Here is a 16,271-nt window from a genome sequence, read left to right on the forward strand (position 1 = left end):
CTACTGCATCTTCTGAGGTCGAAAAGCCGTCTCTAACGCCGTGAAATTGTAGATCAGCAACCCCACCCCGATGCCGTCTTGCGTTCAACAAGGCATATCGATTCCTTCTTCGTCGCACCAGTCGATGAAGTGGTTTGTGCGGTATCGATGATTCTGGACGGTTGATTCTGTGCAGTTCGTCGCCTTGTGATCGAGGAAGAGTTCTTGCGCTGTCCTCGGATCGAGTGGTTCGAGATCGTCTTTGTCCGTGGTCATAGTTGTCACGGATGCCCGTTAGAAGGCGTCTCGCGCGCGGTCCTGAGGGGGAAGGATTCGTACGTACTGCGTACCTTACCTGCCCCAACCCACTAATTTTGCCGCGAGCAAATACGCGAGCAGCAAATTCGTTGCGTTGGGAAGATTTGAATCAGGGAGTAAAGCGAACGGAGTGAGCAAAACGACCGTGGTGCAAATCAAAGACCAGCTGGAGACACTGATCGACGCCGGACTCCCGGTCGCACGCGCCATCTACGAAAACACGCGTGCAACCGAGAAATCGAACGCCACGAGTCGGCGCCACGCCCGGAACTTTCGGACTCCGTCGCGGAGGCACTCGAGTTTGACGAGCCCGAGCTCGACGCCGTTGATGTCGGCACAAACCGGTAGTTAATCGCTTGGGGATGTCGAACCGGGACGCCCCTGCGGCCTACGCCAGACATTCTCATTCTGTGGGGAGGATCGTAATGGTGGGTAAAAACGCTGTTGTCATCGGAGTGAATCCATCACGTCCTGCCAAACGGCGGCGTCGCCGACTCCGCCATCGGTCCGCGTCACCGACTCGAGTTCACGATGAATTACTACCTACCCTCGGGACGGAGGCTCGACGGAAACGACGACCCGCTCCCGGTGGTCGAACGTCACGCTCGAGGATTACCGTCCAAAGGCCACGTTGGTTCGCTCGGGTGCGAAGACTGGATCGCTGGAAGGTGTATTAGTGAGATTACGTCGTAGAACGATCGCCTCACTTATTGGCCGTTTACAGCGGGATTGCACACGAGATGGAAGAGGCAACGATCGGAAACGAGTACCGCCAGGACTCGCGATCGCCAGTTCTCGGCGCGGACGCGACGATTCGAAGCGGCACGATCATCTACGACGACGTCGTCAGCGGTGACGGACTGAAGACGGGACATAACGCGGTTATTCGAGAACGGACCATCCTCGGGGACAACGTCCTCGTCGGGACGAACGCGGTTATCGACGGTGATACCGACATCGGCTCGAATGTGAGCCTACAGACGGGCGTCTACGTACCTACGAACACGACCATCGGTGACAACGTATTCGTCGGGCCTCACGCGGTTCTGACGAACGATCCGGCTCCCCTGCGTACGGAGGGAGATCTCCGTGGACCAACGCTCGAGGAGCATAGTTCGGTCGGCGCGAACGCGACTATTCTCCCCGGAGTCACGGTCGGACGAGGTTCGTTCGTCGGTGCTGGGGCGGTCGTCACGCGGGACGTTCCCCCGGAGCGATTGGCGATCGGCGCGCCGGCCACGCACGAACCGCTTCCCAAACAACTGCACGGAGGAAACCGTATCGAATGACCGCTATCGCACAGCCGATTCTCGGTGAAGCAGAGATCGAACGCGTTTCGGACGTTATCCAAAGCGGGACGATCGCCGACGGGCCCGAAGTCCGCGACTTCGAACACGAGTTCGCGGCGTACTGTGACGCCGCTCACGGCGTCGCGACGTCGAACGGCACGACCGCACTTCACGCTGCGCTGTCCGGGCTCGGGATTGGATCCGGCGACCGAGTGCTGACGACGCCGTTCTCGTTCATCGCGACGGCCAACGCGATCAGACACGTCGGTGCCGAACCGGTGTTCGCGGACGTCGATCCGACGACGTACAACCTCGACCCCGACTCCGCCAGAGCGGTCGCAGCCGACGCCGAAATCGACGCGATCGTCGTCGTTCACCTCTACGGACTGCCGACGGAGATGGACGCGTTTGTCGATCTCGCCGACGAACTCGAGGTGGCGCTCGTCGAGGACGCTGCACAGGCACACGGGGCGACCTACGACGGGCGTCCCGTCGGAACGTTTGGCGACGCCGCGTGCTTCTCGTTCTATCCGACGAAGAACATGACAACCGGCGAGGGCGGGATCGTCGTCACGGATCGAGCCGACGTTGCGGAGCGCGTTCGGCAGTTTATCAACCACGGTCGAACCGGAACGTACGAGCACGCGACCGTCGGCCACAATTTCCGCATGACCAGCCTCGCAGCGGCGATCGGTCGCGTGCAACTCGAGCGCCTTCCCGGCTTCGTCGAGCGACGTCGGGAAAATGCCACGCGACTCTCGGCCGGACTCTCGGACACGGATCTCGTGCTTCCGGTCGAACCGCCCCCGGCGAAACACGCGTTCCACCAGTACACTGTTCGCGTCCGCTCACACGACCGTACCCGGCTCGCGGATCACCTCGCCGACCACGATATCGAGAGCGGCGTCTACTACCCCACCTGCATTCACGGCCAGCCTGCGTACGACGAGATCGACGCCGACGCACCGCTCGCAGAGCAAGCGGCGCGAGACGTGCTCTCGCTTCCCGTCCACCCCTCGGTTACGGACGCAGGGATCGATCGGATCTCGACGGTAATCACACGCTATCTCACCTGAGATGCACTACCGACCTCACCACGAACATCAATGACAGCAGAGACTCTCCCGATCGACGTCGGTGTTATCGGCGTCGGCAGTATGGGCCAACACCACGCACGAGTGTACAACAACCTCCCGTCAGCGAATCTCGTCGGCATCTGTGACTACGACCAAGCGCTTGCCGAAGAGGTCGCCGACGAGTACAGTACGGAGGCGATGGGTCTCGGGGAGTTACTCGACTCCGTCGACGCGGCCTCCATCGTCGTCCCCACTGTTCACCACTACGATCTCGCGGTCCAGTGTCTCGAGACGGACATCGGGATCATGATCGAGAAGCCGGTCGTCGACGAACTCCAGGTCGGCTACAAACTCCTCGAGAAGGCGAAGGAATCGAAGGAGGTCGTCCAGGTCGGACACGTCGAGCGATTCAATCCCGCGATCGTCGCTCTCCAGGAATTTCTCGACGAGTTGACCGTGATCGATATCACATCGAGGCGGCTTGGCCCGCCGCCGAACCGCGACATCGCGGACAGTGCCGTGATCGACCTGATGATCCACGACATCGACATCGTCCTCATGCTCCTTGACGAAATGCCATCGTCCATCCAGAGTGTGGGCGTCTACGGGAACAGACACGCCACGGGACTGCTCGAGTTCGATTCGGGCGTGATGGCATCGTTGACGGCGAGTCGGCTGACACAGCAAACGGCGCGAACCCTCGATATCACCGCCGAGGAGTGCCTCGTCAAACTGGACTACAACGACCAGTCGATCGATATTCACCGAAGTTCGATGCCGGAATATCTCGAGGAGCAGGGGCGAGCGCTGTTTCGCGAAATGACTGTCATCGAGCAGCCACAGATTTACGGTGAGGAGCCACTCGCCAGGGAACTCGAATCGTTCCTCGAGGTCGTCGCTTCGGACGGCGAACCGGCGGTGACCGTCAGCGACGGGCTCCACGCGCTCGAGGTCGCACAGAAAATCGACGAGACCGGCACGGATCTCCCTGCCCCGTCATGGATCACAGATGACTAACCACCACTCCGAAACTGAACGGGCGTCGTTGTACAATTCGGCGCAGTCCGTCGAGTCCCAGATCGAAGCGTTACGAACCGGTTCCGTTCCCGTGTCGGTGTACGGACTCGGGAAAATGGGGCTCCCGCTCGCAGCGATGTACGCGAAGACGACGGGAAACGTCCTCGGGGCCGACATCGATTCCGCGGTCGTCGAGGAACTCAACGAGGGTCACTGTCACGTCAAAGGAGAGCCGGAACTCCCGGAACTCGTCGCGGAACTCGTCTCGAACGGGGCGCTCTCGGCGACGACCGACCCGCTCGAAGCCGCCGAATACGGAACCGTCCACGTCGTGATCGTTCCGACGCCGATCACGGCCGAACACGAACCCGACCTCTCGATCCTCGACGCCGTCACCGACGATATCGGTTCGGGACTCGAGACGGGTGACATCGTCATCATCGAATGCACCGTCCCGCCGAGAACGACGGCCGAACGCGTCCGCCCCGCCCTCGAGTCCGCATCCGGCCTGTCGATCGGCGAGTTCGGACTCGCCGTCTGTCCCGAGCGAACCTCGAGTGGGCGCGCGCTCAGGGACATCCGGGGTGCGTATCCGAAAGTCGTCGGCGGAATCGACGCTGAAAGTGCGCGCGTGACGGAGCTCGTGTACGGCGAACTCACCGACGCGGACGTACTTCGCGTCTCGGATGCGACGACCGCGGAAGCCGTGAAGGTGTTCGAGGGACTCTACCGCGACGTCAACATCGCGCTCGCAAACGAACTGGCGACGATGGCAGAGGAGCTGGGAATCGACGTTCTGGAGGCGATCGAGGTTGCGAACACCCAGCCCTACTGCGACATCCACCGGCCGGGGCCGGGCGTCGGCGGCCACTGCATCCCCTTCTACCCCTACTTCGTGATCGCGCCCTTCGAGACGCCGACACCCCTGCTCGAGACCGCTCGAGCGGTCAACGATTCGATGCCAGGATTCGTCGTCGAGAAACTCGGGGCGGAGTTCGAGGCCGAGGGGATGGCGCTCTCGGACGCCTCGATACTCCTGCTGGGGCTGACGTACCGTCCGGGCGTCGAGGAGATTCGGGCGTCGCCGTCGCTGGCTATCGCGGAACAACTGTCAGCGCAGAACGCGTTGGTGTACGGCGTCGATCCGATGCTCGAATCCGTCGCGGAGTTCGACCTTCAGCGGCTCTCTCTCCCCGAAATCGAGGAACGAGCGTTCGATGCTGTCGTCGTCGTCACGCCCCACGAGGAGTTCGAATCGATACAGTGGGACGAACTCGAGCGTTCGAGCGGTCAGCTGTTCGTCCTCGACGGACGCGACGCGCTCGACGCCCCTGCGATCACCGACGCCGGCCACCGACTGTACACGATCGGTGTCGGAGGTGATCGCGGTGTATAGAGAACACACTGTAGGCGTCGTCATCCCTGCGCACGACGAAGCGGGGTTCATCGGCTCGGTTCTCGAGCGACTGCCGTCGTTCGTCGACCGCGCGTACGTGGTCGACGACGGCTCGACCGACGCGACGTGGGACGTACTGATGCGGTCTGCCGACCGCCTCAACGAGACGGAGTCCGCTCACGCCGACCGAACCACGGGAACCGACGGCGGCGCCGCACTCGAGCCGCGAATCCAACCGATTCGACACGACCGAAATCGCGGTGTCGGAGCCGCGATCAAAACCGGGTACATGGCGGCGCTTGACGACGAACTCGATATCGTGACCGTCATGGCCGGCGACGATCAGATGGATCCGCTCGTCCTCGAACGGCTGCTGGATCCGGTCGTCGAGGATCGAGCGGACTACGCGAAGGGCACTCGACTTCTCTCTCGAGAGTTCCACCAGGGGATGTCAACGTGGCGCTTTGTCGGGAATACGATCCTCTCCGTGCTCACGAAGATCGCCAGCGGCTACTGGAAGACGACCGACCCGCAGAACGGGTACACGGCCATCTCCGGCGACGCGCTCGAAGCGGTCGACATCGAGGGGCTCTACGAGGACTACGGCTACTGCAATCATCTCTTGGTGAAGTTGAACGTCCAGGAGATGCGGGTCGCCGACGTGGCGATTCCTGCGATATACGGCACCGAACAGTCGGGGATCATGTACCCGAAGTACATCCGAAAGGTCTCTCTCATGTTACTCTCGAGTTTCCTCTGGCGGTTACAGGCCAGGTATCTGGTACGGGATTTCCACCCGCTTGCACTGTTGTACTACGCCGGCGCGGCAACGGCAGGGAGCGGCATACTCAGCGGCCTCCGAACGCTCTACACGGCGACCGACCGCGACGAACAGGCCCACCTCAAGGCGGCCTCGAGCCTCCTGTTGTTCGCGCTGGGATGGCTCTTCATGCTGCTTGCGATGGTGTTCGATATGAAGCACAACGAGGACAAAGAGCTCCGAATTGAGACGACTCGATCCGATTCCGAATCGGTCGGAATCGACGACCAGCCACCGAAATTCGATACGCGATGAAAGTACTGTTCGACGTCAGCCACCCCGCACACGTCCACCTGTTTAAACACGCCATTCGCGGGCTCGAGGCGGACGGCCACGAGGTGCTGGTGCTCTCCCGGGAGAAAGACGTCACGATCCAACTGCTCGACAGTGAGGAGATCGACCACCTCCCCATCTCGAGGATGGGGACTCGGAAGCTCTCGTTGCTCTCCGAGTGGCTGGCGCGCGAAGTTCGAACGATTCGAATGGTCAAGCGATTCGAACCCGATGTCGCGCTCTGCGTCATGAATCCTGCGACCGCACACGCCGGACAATTGCTCGACTGTCCGGTGATCGCGTTCAACGACACCGAGCCGGTCAAACTCGCGTCGTCGCTGACGCTCCCGTTCGTCGATCGCCTCTGTACGCCGGCGAACTTCGACGTCGATCACGGCGACAAACACCGGACGTACGACGGGTACCACGAACTCGCGTATCTCCATCCGGATCGGTTCACTCCCGATCCGGATTCGCTCCGAGCGTTCGGCATCGAACCCGACGACCCGTACACAGTCGTTCGGTTCGTTTCCTGGGGCGCACACCACGATGTCGGGCAGCGCAGCCTCTCGAACGAGTCCAAGCGCGAACTGGTATCGCTTCTCGACGAGTACGGCGCGGTCTACATCAGTAGCGAGCGAACGCTCCCCGAGGAGTTCGAATCCTACCGCCTGCCGATCCCGCCCGAACGGATGCACGACTTGCTGTACTACGCCGACCTGTACGTCGGCGACTCCGGGACGATGTCGACCGAAGCCGCCGTCCTCGGCACGCCGGCGGTTCGCTCGAATACGTTCGCCGGCGAGGCCGACATGAGCAACTTCGTCGAACTCGAGGACGAGTACGGGCTCCTGTACTCCAGATCGGACGCCGAGGAAACGATCGAACTCGTCCGCGACTTGCTCGAATCTCCTGATTTGCGGGAGACATGGTCGGCGAAGCGAGCGCGACTCGTCGAGGAGAAAATCGACGTCACCGAGTATATGCTCGAACAGATCGACGACGTCGGCGGTGACGCATGAAAATCGTCTCCATCGTCGGTGCTCGCCCGCAGTTCGTCAAAGCGTTCGTGGTCTCTCGCCGACTCGAACCCGATCACGAGGAGCTCCTCGTTCACACGGGTCAACACTACAGCGACGACCTGTCGGCGGTCTTTTTCGAAGAGCTCTCGATACCGGATCCGGACTACAACCTCGGTGTCGGCTCCGATACGCACGGTCGACAGACCGCGGCGATGATCGAGGGTATCGAGGAGATCAATCGAGTCCTCACGGATCACGTCTCCGATCTGCTGTTCGCACCGAGCGATCTGGCGAAGACGATGCTCGAAGAAGAAGAAGGCATTACGGACGGCGTCCACGTCGTCGGCGACGTCGGATACGACGCCATTCGCTGGGCGAAAGAACGGGCTGTGGACGACGTGTTCGATCGGCTGGGGATCGAGCCGGGCGAATACGTGTTGAGCACGGTTCACCGGGCGAAAAACACCAATAATCCGGCGAGACTCGAGGCGATTTTCGGGGCACTCGCCGCGACACCGAAACAGGTTATCATCCCGATTCATCCGCGAACAGCGGGCCCACTACGGGAGTATGGACTATGGGAGGAGACGACGCGAGCGCACACCGTTATCGATCCCGTCGGCTATCTCGACTTCGTTCGACTGCTCGAGGGTGCCGAACGCGTCGTGACCGACTCGGGCGGGGTGCAAAAGGAGGCGTTCTACCTCGAGACCCCCTGTGTAACGCTCCGCGAGGAGACGGAGTGGCGAGAGACGGTCGAATGTGGATGGAACCGGCTCGTCGGTGCCGATCGGACGGCGATTCTTGAGGGTATCGCAGCGGACTCGTGGCCGGAGTCGGCCCCGCCCATCTACGGCGACGGCCACACCGCCGCAAAACTAGTTGCCATCCTCGAAGAAAGGATCGGGACCGGACCGAACTCCGACTAAAGATCATGTCTACGACTACCAAAACACTCGTGCTGTGCGGATTCGTGAACTTCCCAAAAAAGGTCGACACCCACGTAAAGCCTCTCGCGCTGACCGCGGATACGACCGTTGTCTGTGCGAGCCCCGGATCGCCAGACCCACACATTCGATACAAACGAGCCCCGACGATCGGTGTTCGCATTCTCGACGTGTTACTTATACTGCTCATCGGGTTGTCTACCGCCGTTCGAGACGACTACGACCTTATCGTTTCGTTCTCGCTAATACCGTACGGAATATTCGCGTTTGTGATCGGAACGGTCACGCGAACGCCGACACACCTCGGCATTATTGGCGGAGACGTTGACGGGCACGCTCAGAACTGGTACGGACCAGCGATTAAATGGTGGTTCAGGCGGTTCGACGTGGTGACAGTCGCGGGTCACGATTACGCGGATCGACTCGCTGAGTACGGCGTTGATCCAGATCGGATTTGGAGGGTGTTTCACCCCATCGACGACGCCTACCGCGAGAGTACGCCAGTAGCCGATCCAGAGTACGATATTCTGTGGCTCGGGAGGATCAGCCCTGAAAAAGATCCGTACCTGTTTATTGATACGCTCACCGAACTTCACCGCCGTTCTGTCGAGTTTTCGGCCGTTCTCGTTGGATCCGGACCGTTAGAATCGGATATTCGAGCGCTGATCAGTCGGCGGGGCCTCGAAGATCACGTCGAACTGGCTGGGTGGACGGACGAGCAACTCGAGTATTACCGAAATTCTCGCGTCTACGTCCTCACGTCGACGCGTGAGATGATGCCGCTAACAGTAATCGAGGCGATCACGGTTGGCATACCAGTCGTCGTTCCTCCATTGGGTGGTATTCCGGACATCGTCGACGACGGAGAGAACGGATATCTGGTTCCAGACGGAAATCCCGGCGCGTACGCCGACAGAATCGAACGAGTTCTTCGAGGCGAAGATTGTCGTCTCGAGCGGTCACCGAAAACACGGTGGGTCGAAGACGCTGGGTCGTACGAAGCAGTGTCTCGTTCGTGGGAAGAGATCTTGGCTACGTTGAACCACTAGCCGTGTCGGGGATGACCAAAACCGTCGACTCCGCCGTCAAGCGCTCGCACGGCTTAGTGATCCAGGGAAGCTATTGAGGAATCCAATCGGAGGAGTCCAGCTACTGACGCCAAGGCCGCTGTTCTGAGCACCCGTTCCTCAAAACCTTTTCCGGAGTACTAAAGACCGGACGCCAGCGCAGGTTGCAACGATCTACAACAAGCGGTCGCAGATCGAAAAGAGCTACGAGAAGTTCCGTGAGGCGCGTGCAGTGACGACAACATCGCCAACGACAATTCGCCTCTTCTACGTGGGTGTCGGGTTCTTGTTAGAGCAGTTGTGGCTGGTATTACAGTGGGCCGTGGAGTTTACGTTCGGAGATGCGTTTCTCCACGGGATCGAACGGGTATGAGACACCGAACTGGGATGGAAAGGGAAGCATCGAACGAACGGTGTTGGATTGCCAGTCGAATGTGATCACGGACTTGGGTAAGCCGCCTCGCTTCTGGCGAAGCGAGGACGGCCGCTAGCATCAGCTATCTTTCTCATTCCCCTGATTCCCGACAAAGTAGATGTAACGTGATAGGTTCTCTTCGTTGCGGTGTCTTCTACTCAGGTTATACGCTGGTTTTGCCCCACACCTCGTCTATTTCCTCGAATCTATTCGTGATGTGATCGATACAGTGGACAACTAGCGATAATGAGGGTGTCATAGAGCAGTTCACAAGGTTATTCGTTTCAGGACTGTTCGAGGTAAATCACTTGCTCAGTAGGTCTTCAGTAGTCCTCGGCCTTTTGAATCACATACAGCATTTGATATGCGATCATGTGGGTTAAAAACCCGAACCGGCGGGAAAGTGCCTCGTATTTATTAATTATATATCCCGGTAAAGACTTGGGCGTTTTATTATAGGTCAACGGAACATTTTTGACAAGAGAGAGGTCTGATAATTCACAGATTCGATTCATTGTCGACTCTTCGAAATACATTGTGTGGTTCCCTGAAGGGGTGTGTTTTCCTTTTATAATGTAATTCAATACTGACCGGAGATAGGTTGGATGAGGGGTTGTAATCAGCAAGACCCCATCATCGGTCAAATGTTTTTCACAACAGTCCAAGAATAGCCCTGGATTTGGGAGGTGTTCAATCACGTTCCCAGCGACAATAACATCAAATTGGCGTCCGAGGTCGAAGTCCTGAGCATCTTCCACGTACATCTCATATCCGTTCTCCTGCCCTCTCTCCACTTGCTCCTCCAGGAGATCGATCCCGACAAGATCTCCAGCATGATCGTCTATCCACGAATGTAGCCACACATCATCATCGAAAAGATAGTCCTCATAGCCGATGCACCCGATATGAAGTACAGCATTAGATTGAGACAAGAAGGGTTTGATCGCTTTTTTCTTAGCTAGATGTTTTGCATGGGCACTCGACATAGAGGTGACCATTACTCAACGTCTAATAATGATTTGGTCGGATATCTCATACGGTTTACTGTAAGTCATTGCCGGCGCACCCGCGACCCGGGCGGCGGGTACGCCGGTAAATCGTTACAGCAATCCGTATCAGGGCACGACACGGTATTGAGCGGTGACTTCGAACCCGTCTAACTCGTCAGCAGAGTCAAATCGAAGTCCTCTGTACTTATCGCCTATCGAGGTCACCAGAGCAAGGTTTACGAACCGTTCTATAACACCCTCTATAATCGATAGTTGTCCACTCAATCCAAGCGGCCAGCTGGCTAACACGTAGTAATGTCGGGAGCAGGTAAGTCAGAAATCTGATTCATCCGCTATCCGGATCCGTATCTGATGAACCTCCCACAACTCAAGCAGGTACTCACCGATCCGGACGAATTCATTTCGAACCGGCAACTCAAGGCTCTTTCTCTGGAACTGCTTCTGTTGATCACGATGCCGGGGATCGAGGGTTTAGTGACTCATACGGATTGTTGTAGCGTTTTACCGGTGATCACCCGGACGGGGTCGGTGATCACCGGTAAAGAACTACAACGGTCCGTATCAGGATAGATTTTGAGAGATTTACCGTAATACGTACTGAATACGGGCGAATAGAGAGATATGCCTCCTGACGGGTATACAGCGGTTACAATCAGCGATGAGGTAGCTGAAAAACTCACACAGATTATGACCGAACACGGGTGTCAAAGTTACGGCGAACCGATCGAATCTGCTGTTGATACAACGCTCGTGCAAGAGGAGGAAATTACCGTACAACAGTTGATTCAGATGCTCGCCAAGCGAGCAGACGAGCTAGAGTAGATCGTATTACAGTATCTATTACGGTAGCATCCTCAAAAACATCTACGAATCACTATGCCGTGCGAGCGCGAACTTGGTAGTACGAGTTACACACCTCTATCTGATATGTGCTATCTACAACAGCAAGCGGAGCCGTCAAACAGTGAAATCCACCGCCTCACAGCGATTCAACAGAGCGGAAAAGTATGTGACTGCGCGCAGAGAGATCCGGCTCGCCCCCTGATTGGTCTACTTCCCAAGCGAATCGGGCACAATGGCAATTATATCGGACACCTCCGAAACGGATATCGCCCCGGATCGAAACGCAGCTACAGCGTAGACGGCCAGTCCCACGGGCGGCACGACGAGCAAGGAAAGTAAATCGGAGTCGATGAGGGCACTGAGGCCGAAGATCGGAACTGCAGCGATGGCTGCCGTCAGGAGGACTCGATCGAACCGCAAATCTGCAACCGGATCAAACCCGATTCGTCGCGCCACACCGGTGTGGAGAAACACCATCGACCCGTACCCGAGACTCGTCGACGCCGCTGCCCCCACCATTCCGTACCGCGGGATCAACACCAGGTTCAACACCAGGTTGAGAAGGGCGCTGACTCCCGTCGCCCCGATCAGCAGTCGAACCGCCGCTTCATTTTTCCCCTGGCTGATCGCGAACATCGGCCGCGTGACTGCGAAGCCGATCACCCCCGGGAGTAAAATCAGGAGCGGCGTCACTGCCGCAGAGAATTCCGGACCGAAGTACAGCGGGACGAACGAATCCGCGAGCGCAGCGAGTCCGAGGGTGAGAAGTACGGTAAGCAACAGCGTGTATCGGGTCACTCGAGACGAAAGGGCAGTGATTCTCCGGTACTGTTGTTTCGACCACATCTCCGAGAAGGAGTAAAAAAACAGGATCTGGATCGCGATCGGGAAGAACCAGACAAACTCGGCGATTACGAGCGCTGCGCGGTAGTAGCCGGTCTGTTCGCTTCCAACGATCAGTTGGACGAGAAGAATATCGACGTGGTACAACGAGACCATCAACAGCGTCAGCACGACGCTCAACAGATTAAACGAGAGGAGTTCCCGCCTGTGGATGCTCTCCGGTGGTGAACTGAACACACTTGTCAACGGGATTCGTCGCCGAAGGACCGCGAATCCAGCCGTGCCGATCACTGCTGTGGCAATAACGTGTCCGTAGAGCGCTCCGCTGACGCCGTAGCCGACGATAATGAGCGAGATCGCCGAGAGCCCGAACAGCGCTTCTCGAGCGACGTCGAGCGGTTCCGAGTAGTACTCCAATTTCAGTCCCATCAGTCCGCTTCGGACGACGTAGTACCACTGCGTCGTTACTATCAGTAGACAGAGAAGGTAGAAGTACCCGCGGAACGGTGGCTCCAAAACCGACTCGAGAACGGAGAGTTCGAGTAACACAAACAGTGCGAGTGAAACGGTGATCGCCAGGGCGAACGCGACTCGAGCAAAGAAACCAAAAACGGATTGTTGCCACTGACTCTCAGCGTGTTCTTCGATAATGTACTTTCTGAGCCCCGCGTCGACACCGCCGTTGACGATCACCATCAATAGCCCGTACGCGGAGAGAACGAACGCATACTCGCCGTAGCCTCCACTCCCCAGCAGACGAACGAGTACGGGAGTGATGACAACCGCGAGAAGTAAGCCTCCTGCCCGTCCAGACGCGATCGACAGAAACCCCCGGAGAATCTCCCAGGAGGTCATGCGATCGCGGTGAACAGATCCTCGTAGACGTCAGTAATGTGCTCGAGCGAGTAGTTTTCGATCAGGTGCTGACGGCCGTTCGTCCCGAGGGTTTCCGCCAGCGTCGGATCGCTCGTGACTGACCGTATCTGGTCGCTCAGCTGTGCCAACGACCCGCCGGCGTACAGACCAATCTCGGTCTCCGGGAGGAAGCCGTCCAGTGTCGAGTATAGTGACACGACGGGCGTGGCGTATCGCCATGCTTCGAGCGTGATGTTTCCGATCCCCTGTGTCTCCGTGGTGTGGATCACGGCCGACGCGTTGCGGTAATACTCGTCGATTTCGCTCGGCAACACGTAGCCTTCGACCCGAAAGTTGTCTATCTCCTCGCTTCGTGAGCGTACCTCGGCGTACAACTCGGGCTCCGTTTCGGACTCCCCGCCGACCATGACGAACTCCCGCTCGGGCATGGCATCCGCAACGTCGACGAACTGCAAGGGCCGTTTGATTTGAGAAATTCGCCCGACCCAAAGGACGTACGAGCGATCACGGTGTGGGACGAGTTCCGACTCGTTCGGATAATCGTAACAGACCGGCACGACCTGTGCAGTGATCCCATACTCGGTGGCTAACAACCGTCGCTGGTGGTTCGTCAGCGACACGACGCGATCGGCACTCGCCGCGGCGCGAATGTACACGCGATGAAAGGCCTGTCCAACGGACGAGAATCGCTCCGAGATCATCTCCGGGTCGACCAGTATATCGCCTGATACGCAGTGAACGAACGAACGTCCCATCGCGTTGCAGTACAGTGCCGTCGCGATGGTGAGCGTGGGGCTTCCGCGAATGTAAAACACGTCTGCGTCCACCTGATGCAGTTTTCGGACGAGCGTTCCGACCCGTCGGGGAAACTGCTTGACCCCGATCTCCGATGTGGACCCCTTCCAGAACGTGATGTCGCCGAACCGCTCGGGTTCGGGCTGTCCGTAGTCGTCCGTAATGATCGACACGTCAAATCCCCGCTTCGCGAGTTCCTTCGTGAGCAGATACTGCTGTCGTTCGCGGCCACCGCCCGGGGTTGCTCGGTCCGGATTGAAATAGCCGTACACACCGCTCGAGATGAAACAGACATGTAGTGACATCTGACGAATAGCTATTTCCACACTGAGTGCGTACATAAAACCACAGTGACACCCCGGAATTCTGAACGGAAATTGAAAATTCTCCTTTCAGTGTGTTTTTTCCTCATTTCTGCTGCAGTGATCGTGCTATATCGATCCCCTGCACCGGGGTTCCTTCCGTCGATCTACCACGGCGTCCCAGTTCTCGTCTGGGGCTGTCTCGCCGTCGCGTTCGGGGGTCTGTTCGTCTGTTCGATCTATCCGACACCATTCAGGTATCTCGCCTTTGGCGGCGGATTCATGGCCGTTTTCGTCCTGTTTGTCCTGCCCTACATCCGAACGGGGCTTCCCTATGGACGAGGCGACGTCCTCGCACAGCTCGGGACGATACGAGTGCTCGAAGCGACCGGGTCGCTCGATCCAGGGATGCTCACGTATCCGTTTACACATCTCGGCGTGGTGAGTATCGCCGCCGTCACTGAGCTTCCGAATTCGCTCGTCGTCACGCTCTATCTTCCGGCGATCGTTTCGATTTACGTCGCGTTCATCTATCTCACCTCCCGATTACTGTCCGACCACGCCGCGTACGGTTCCATCGCCGTCTTTCTCGCACTGTTGCCGATGTTCAACGAGTACAGCAGCCAACTGATGCCAAACGGGATCGCGATGTATCTGTTCATTCCGCTCGTGTACGTTCTCGCTCGCTGGGTGGCAACTACCGACGCCCGGTGGGGAATCGCAGTCGTAACGATCACGGTTGCGATGGTTATCGCCCATCCCCTCGTCGGTTTTCTGCTCATCCACGTTCTGCTGGCGACGACAGTCCTGCTGTATCTCGCTGGTCTCCGATCGGCAGCGTTCGTGCCGCTTTTTAGCCGTCAATATCTCGTCGAAAAATACGTTTTTATTACCCTCTTTTTCGCGTTCATCTATGTCGAGTGGTATCTCTCGGTGACGATCATCTGGCAGGATTTCTTCGAGAGCATCGTCCAATTCGTCCGCGGAATCGACCAGCCCGTAACGAGGACCGCGGAACTGGGGACTCGAACCGAAGTATTGACTCCGCTGGAACTGCTCGAGCTCCTCCTGCTCAAGTTCGGTGGGCAACTGTTCGTCGCGATTCTCACGGCGTTCGGAGTTGCCCTGTTCGTGTTTCGAGCGTTCACATCCGACAGGATCGCGAAACGGGCCGTGTACCTCGCTCCCGCACTCCTGTGGCTCGTGTTCAGTGCCGTCTATCTCTTCATCGGAATCGTCGCCCCCGAGGCGACCTTCCCGCCGTTGCGATTCGTCGCGATGGTGTTCGCACCAGCACCCCTGTTCGCGGGATACTTCCTCTACGATAGATATCGAAAGCACGACAAACGGGTGATACTCACGCTTTTAGTCCTCCTGATCGTGTTTCTGTTCACCCTGCAGGCGGCCTCGTTCTACGACGGATCACACACCACGGGGGCCAGCGGACAACAGACCGACCACGAACTCGAAGGGGTCGAATGGGCACTCGAGTACAAAGACGAGGATATCGCGATGCTCGGGTTCGAGCCGTATCGGTACGAACAGAGCATTCTGGGTCCCGAGACGGTACGAGAGGATCGCCGATCGGAATTTCCGCGCGATTTCGAACGACACGGGACGCTTCCGGGAGGCCTCACTACCGACGAAGACGTGTTTATAACCGAGGAGTTAGGGGAGGACAGGTACGTCCAGATCTCTCGAGCCGATTACATCCAGGGGATTCAAACGCGGCTAACGGCAGAAGACGAGGCTCAGCTCGCACAGGAAACCGACCGGATCTATTCGAACGGACAGTATCGGGTGTACCTCACGACGACCGAGCAGCGTGAATTTCAAGAACGATGATGTGTTCCGGAGTCCGCTCGAGGAACCGTCGGTACGCCGTGGAATCGGTGGGTGTCGGTCGATGCCTTTCCCATATTTTTGATAGGTTGCTGTAGCGATGTTCCGCAACCGCAGGACAGGTCACGATTGTCTCGGCGA

Annotated in this window: 12 protein-coding genes and 2 pseudogenes; 11 read left to right on the forward strand and 3 right to left on the reverse strand. The window is 58.1% G+C overall.

What is annotated here, in order from left to right; translation table 11 throughout:
* The first annotated feature begins 1,037 nt into the window (after window positions 1–1,037).
* The 9 genes and pseudogenes from D8Y22_RS12250 to D8Y22_RS12290 all read left to right on the forward strand — a co-directional run.
* A complete protein-coding gene (locus D8Y22_RS12250) occupies window positions 1,038–1,586 on the forward strand; it encodes an acyltransferase (protein ID WP_141464994.1) in 549 nt (182 codons plus the stop codon).
* Entirely contained in the window at window positions 1,583–2,662 is a 1,080-nt protein-coding gene (locus D8Y22_RS12255) for a DegT/DnrJ/EryC1/StrS family aminotransferase (protein WP_141464995.1), read from the forward strand. Before D8Y22_RS12250 ends, D8Y22_RS12255 begins: the two co-directional genes overlap by 4 nt.
* 30 nt (window positions 2,663–2,692) lie before the next feature.
* Window positions 2,693–3,679: a Gfo/Idh/MocA family protein gene (locus D8Y22_RS12260; protein ID WP_141464996.1), complete on the forward strand. Its 987-nt coding sequence runs from the start codon at window positions 2,693–2,695 to the stop codon at window positions 3,677–3,679.
* Window positions 3,672–5,075: a nucleotide sugar dehydrogenase gene (locus D8Y22_RS12265; protein ID WP_141464997.1), complete on the forward strand. Its 1,404-nt coding sequence runs from the start codon at window positions 3,672–3,674 to the stop codon at window positions 5,073–5,075. Before D8Y22_RS12260 ends, D8Y22_RS12265 begins: the two co-directional genes overlap by 8 nt.
* Window positions 5,068–6,150 carry a glycosyltransferase family 2 protein gene (locus tag D8Y22_RS12270; RefSeq protein ID WP_141464998.1) on the forward strand — a complete coding sequence of 361 codons (1,083 nt, stop codon included), beginning with the start codon at window positions 5,068–5,070 and terminating at the stop codon, window positions 6,148–6,150. Before D8Y22_RS12265 ends, D8Y22_RS12270 begins: the two co-directional genes overlap by 8 nt.
* The gene (locus D8Y22_RS12275) at window positions 6,147–7,190 is read left to right on the forward strand and encodes a DUF354 domain-containing protein (protein WP_141464999.1); all 1,044 of its coding nucleotides are present in this window, start codon (window positions 6,147–6,149) and stop codon (window positions 7,188–7,190) included. The genes D8Y22_RS12270 and D8Y22_RS12275 overlap by 4 nt, the downstream gene beginning before the upstream one ends.
* Window positions 7,187–8,119, forward strand: coding sequence for a UDP-N-acetyl glucosamine 2-epimerase (locus D8Y22_RS12280; RefSeq protein WP_141465000.1), 933 nt, complete (start codon window positions 7,187–7,189; stop codon window positions 8,117–8,119). The genes D8Y22_RS12275 and D8Y22_RS12280 overlap by 4 nt, the downstream gene beginning before the upstream one ends.
* Window positions 8,120–8,124: 5 nt before the next feature.
* Window positions 8,125–9,186, forward strand: coding sequence for a glycosyltransferase (locus D8Y22_RS23235; RefSeq protein WP_141465001.1), 1,062 nt, complete (start codon window positions 8,125–8,127; stop codon window positions 9,184–9,186).
* A gap of 160 nt (window positions 9,187–9,346) precedes the next feature.
* A pseudogene (locus tag D8Y22_RS12290) lies at window positions 9,347–9,658 on the forward strand (ISH3 family transposase); the annotation flags it as partial.
* Window positions 9,659–9,942: 284 nt separating this feature from the next.
* Here the strand turns inward: D8Y22_RS12290 and D8Y22_RS12295 are convergent.
* Entirely contained in the window at window positions 9,943–10,605 is a 663-nt protein-coding gene (locus D8Y22_RS12295; RefSeq protein WP_174811842.1) for a class I SAM-dependent methyltransferase, read from the reverse strand.
* A gap of 375 nt (window positions 10,606–10,980) precedes the next feature.
* Between D8Y22_RS12295 and D8Y22_RS12300 the strand changes: the two are divergent.
* Window positions 10,981–11,148 (forward strand): annotated as a pseudogene (locus D8Y22_RS12300) (ISH3 family transposase); the annotation flags it as partial.
* Between the two features lie 531 nt (window positions 11,149–11,679).
* Here D8Y22_RS12300 and D8Y22_RS12310 read toward each other — a convergent pair.
* Together D8Y22_RS12310 and D8Y22_RS12315 are read right to left on the reverse strand one after the other, a co-directional pair.
* Window positions 11,680–13,170: an oligosaccharide flippase family protein gene (locus tag D8Y22_RS12310; RefSeq protein WP_141465004.1), complete on the reverse strand. Its 1,491-nt coding sequence runs from the start codon at window positions 13,168–13,170 to the stop codon at window positions 11,680–11,682.
* Window positions 13,167–14,291 carry a glycosyltransferase family 4 protein gene (locus D8Y22_RS12315; RefSeq protein WP_174811843.1) on the reverse strand — a complete coding sequence of 375 codons (1,125 nt, stop codon included), beginning with the start codon at window positions 14,289–14,291 and terminating at the stop codon, window positions 13,167–13,169. The genes D8Y22_RS12310 and D8Y22_RS12315 overlap by 4 nt, the downstream gene beginning before the upstream one ends.
* A 123-nt stretch (window positions 14,292–14,414) precedes the next feature.
* Between D8Y22_RS12315 and D8Y22_RS12320 the strand changes: the two genes are divergently transcribed.
* Window positions 14,415–16,133 carry a glycosyltransferase family 39 protein gene (locus D8Y22_RS12320; RefSeq protein ID WP_141465006.1) on the forward strand — a complete coding sequence of 573 codons (1,719 nt, stop codon included), beginning with the start codon at window positions 14,415–14,417 and terminating at the stop codon, window positions 16,131–16,133.
* Window positions 16,134–16,271: the final 138 nt, after the last annotated feature.

Source organism: Salinadaptatus halalkaliphilus (assembly GCF_006543045.1).
In the GTDB taxonomy this organism is placed as follows: Archaea; Halobacteriota; Halobacteria; order Halobacteriales; family Natrialbaceae; genus Salinadaptatus; species Salinadaptatus halalkaliphilus.

Bases quoted from the DNA above. Each gene is read 5' to 3' on its own strand.
- D8Y22_RS12275 (WP_141464999.1), top strand. From the start codon at position 6,147: ATGAAAGTACTGTTCGACGTCAGCCACCCCGCACACGTCCACCTGTTT.
- D8Y22_RS23235 (WP_141465001.1), top strand. From the start codon at position 8,125: ATGTCTACGACTACCAAAACACTCGTGCTGTGCGGATTCGTGAACTTC.
- D8Y22_RS12295 (WP_174811842.1), bottom strand. From the start codon at position 10,605: ATGTCGAGTGCCCATGCAAAACATCTAGCTAAGAAAAAAGCGATCAAA.
- D8Y22_RS12310 (WP_141465004.1), bottom strand. From the start codon at position 13,170: ATGACCTCCTGGGAGATTCTCCGGGGGTTTCTGTCGATCGCGTCTGGA.
- D8Y22_RS12250 (WP_141464994.1), top strand. From the start codon at position 1,038: ATGGAAGAGGCAACGATCGGAAACGAGTACCGCCAGGACTCGCGATCG.
- D8Y22_RS12260 (WP_141464996.1), top strand. From the start codon at position 2,693: ATGACAGCAGAGACTCTCCCGATCGACGTCGGTGTTATCGGCGTCGGC.
- D8Y22_RS12265 (WP_141464997.1), top strand. From the start codon at position 3,672: ATGACTAACCACCACTCCGAAACTGAACGGGCGTCGTTGTACAATTCG.
- D8Y22_RS12255 (WP_141464995.1), top strand. From the start codon at position 1,583: ATGACCGCTATCGCACAGCCGATTCTCGGTGAAGCAGAGATCGAACGC.
- D8Y22_RS12280 (WP_141465000.1), top strand. From the start codon at position 7,187: ATGAAAATCGTCTCCATCGTCGGTGCTCGCCCGCAGTTCGTCAAAGCG.
- D8Y22_RS12315 (WP_174811843.1), bottom strand. From the start codon at position 14,291: ATGTCACTACATGTCTGTTTCATCTCGAGCGGTGTGTACGGCTATTTC.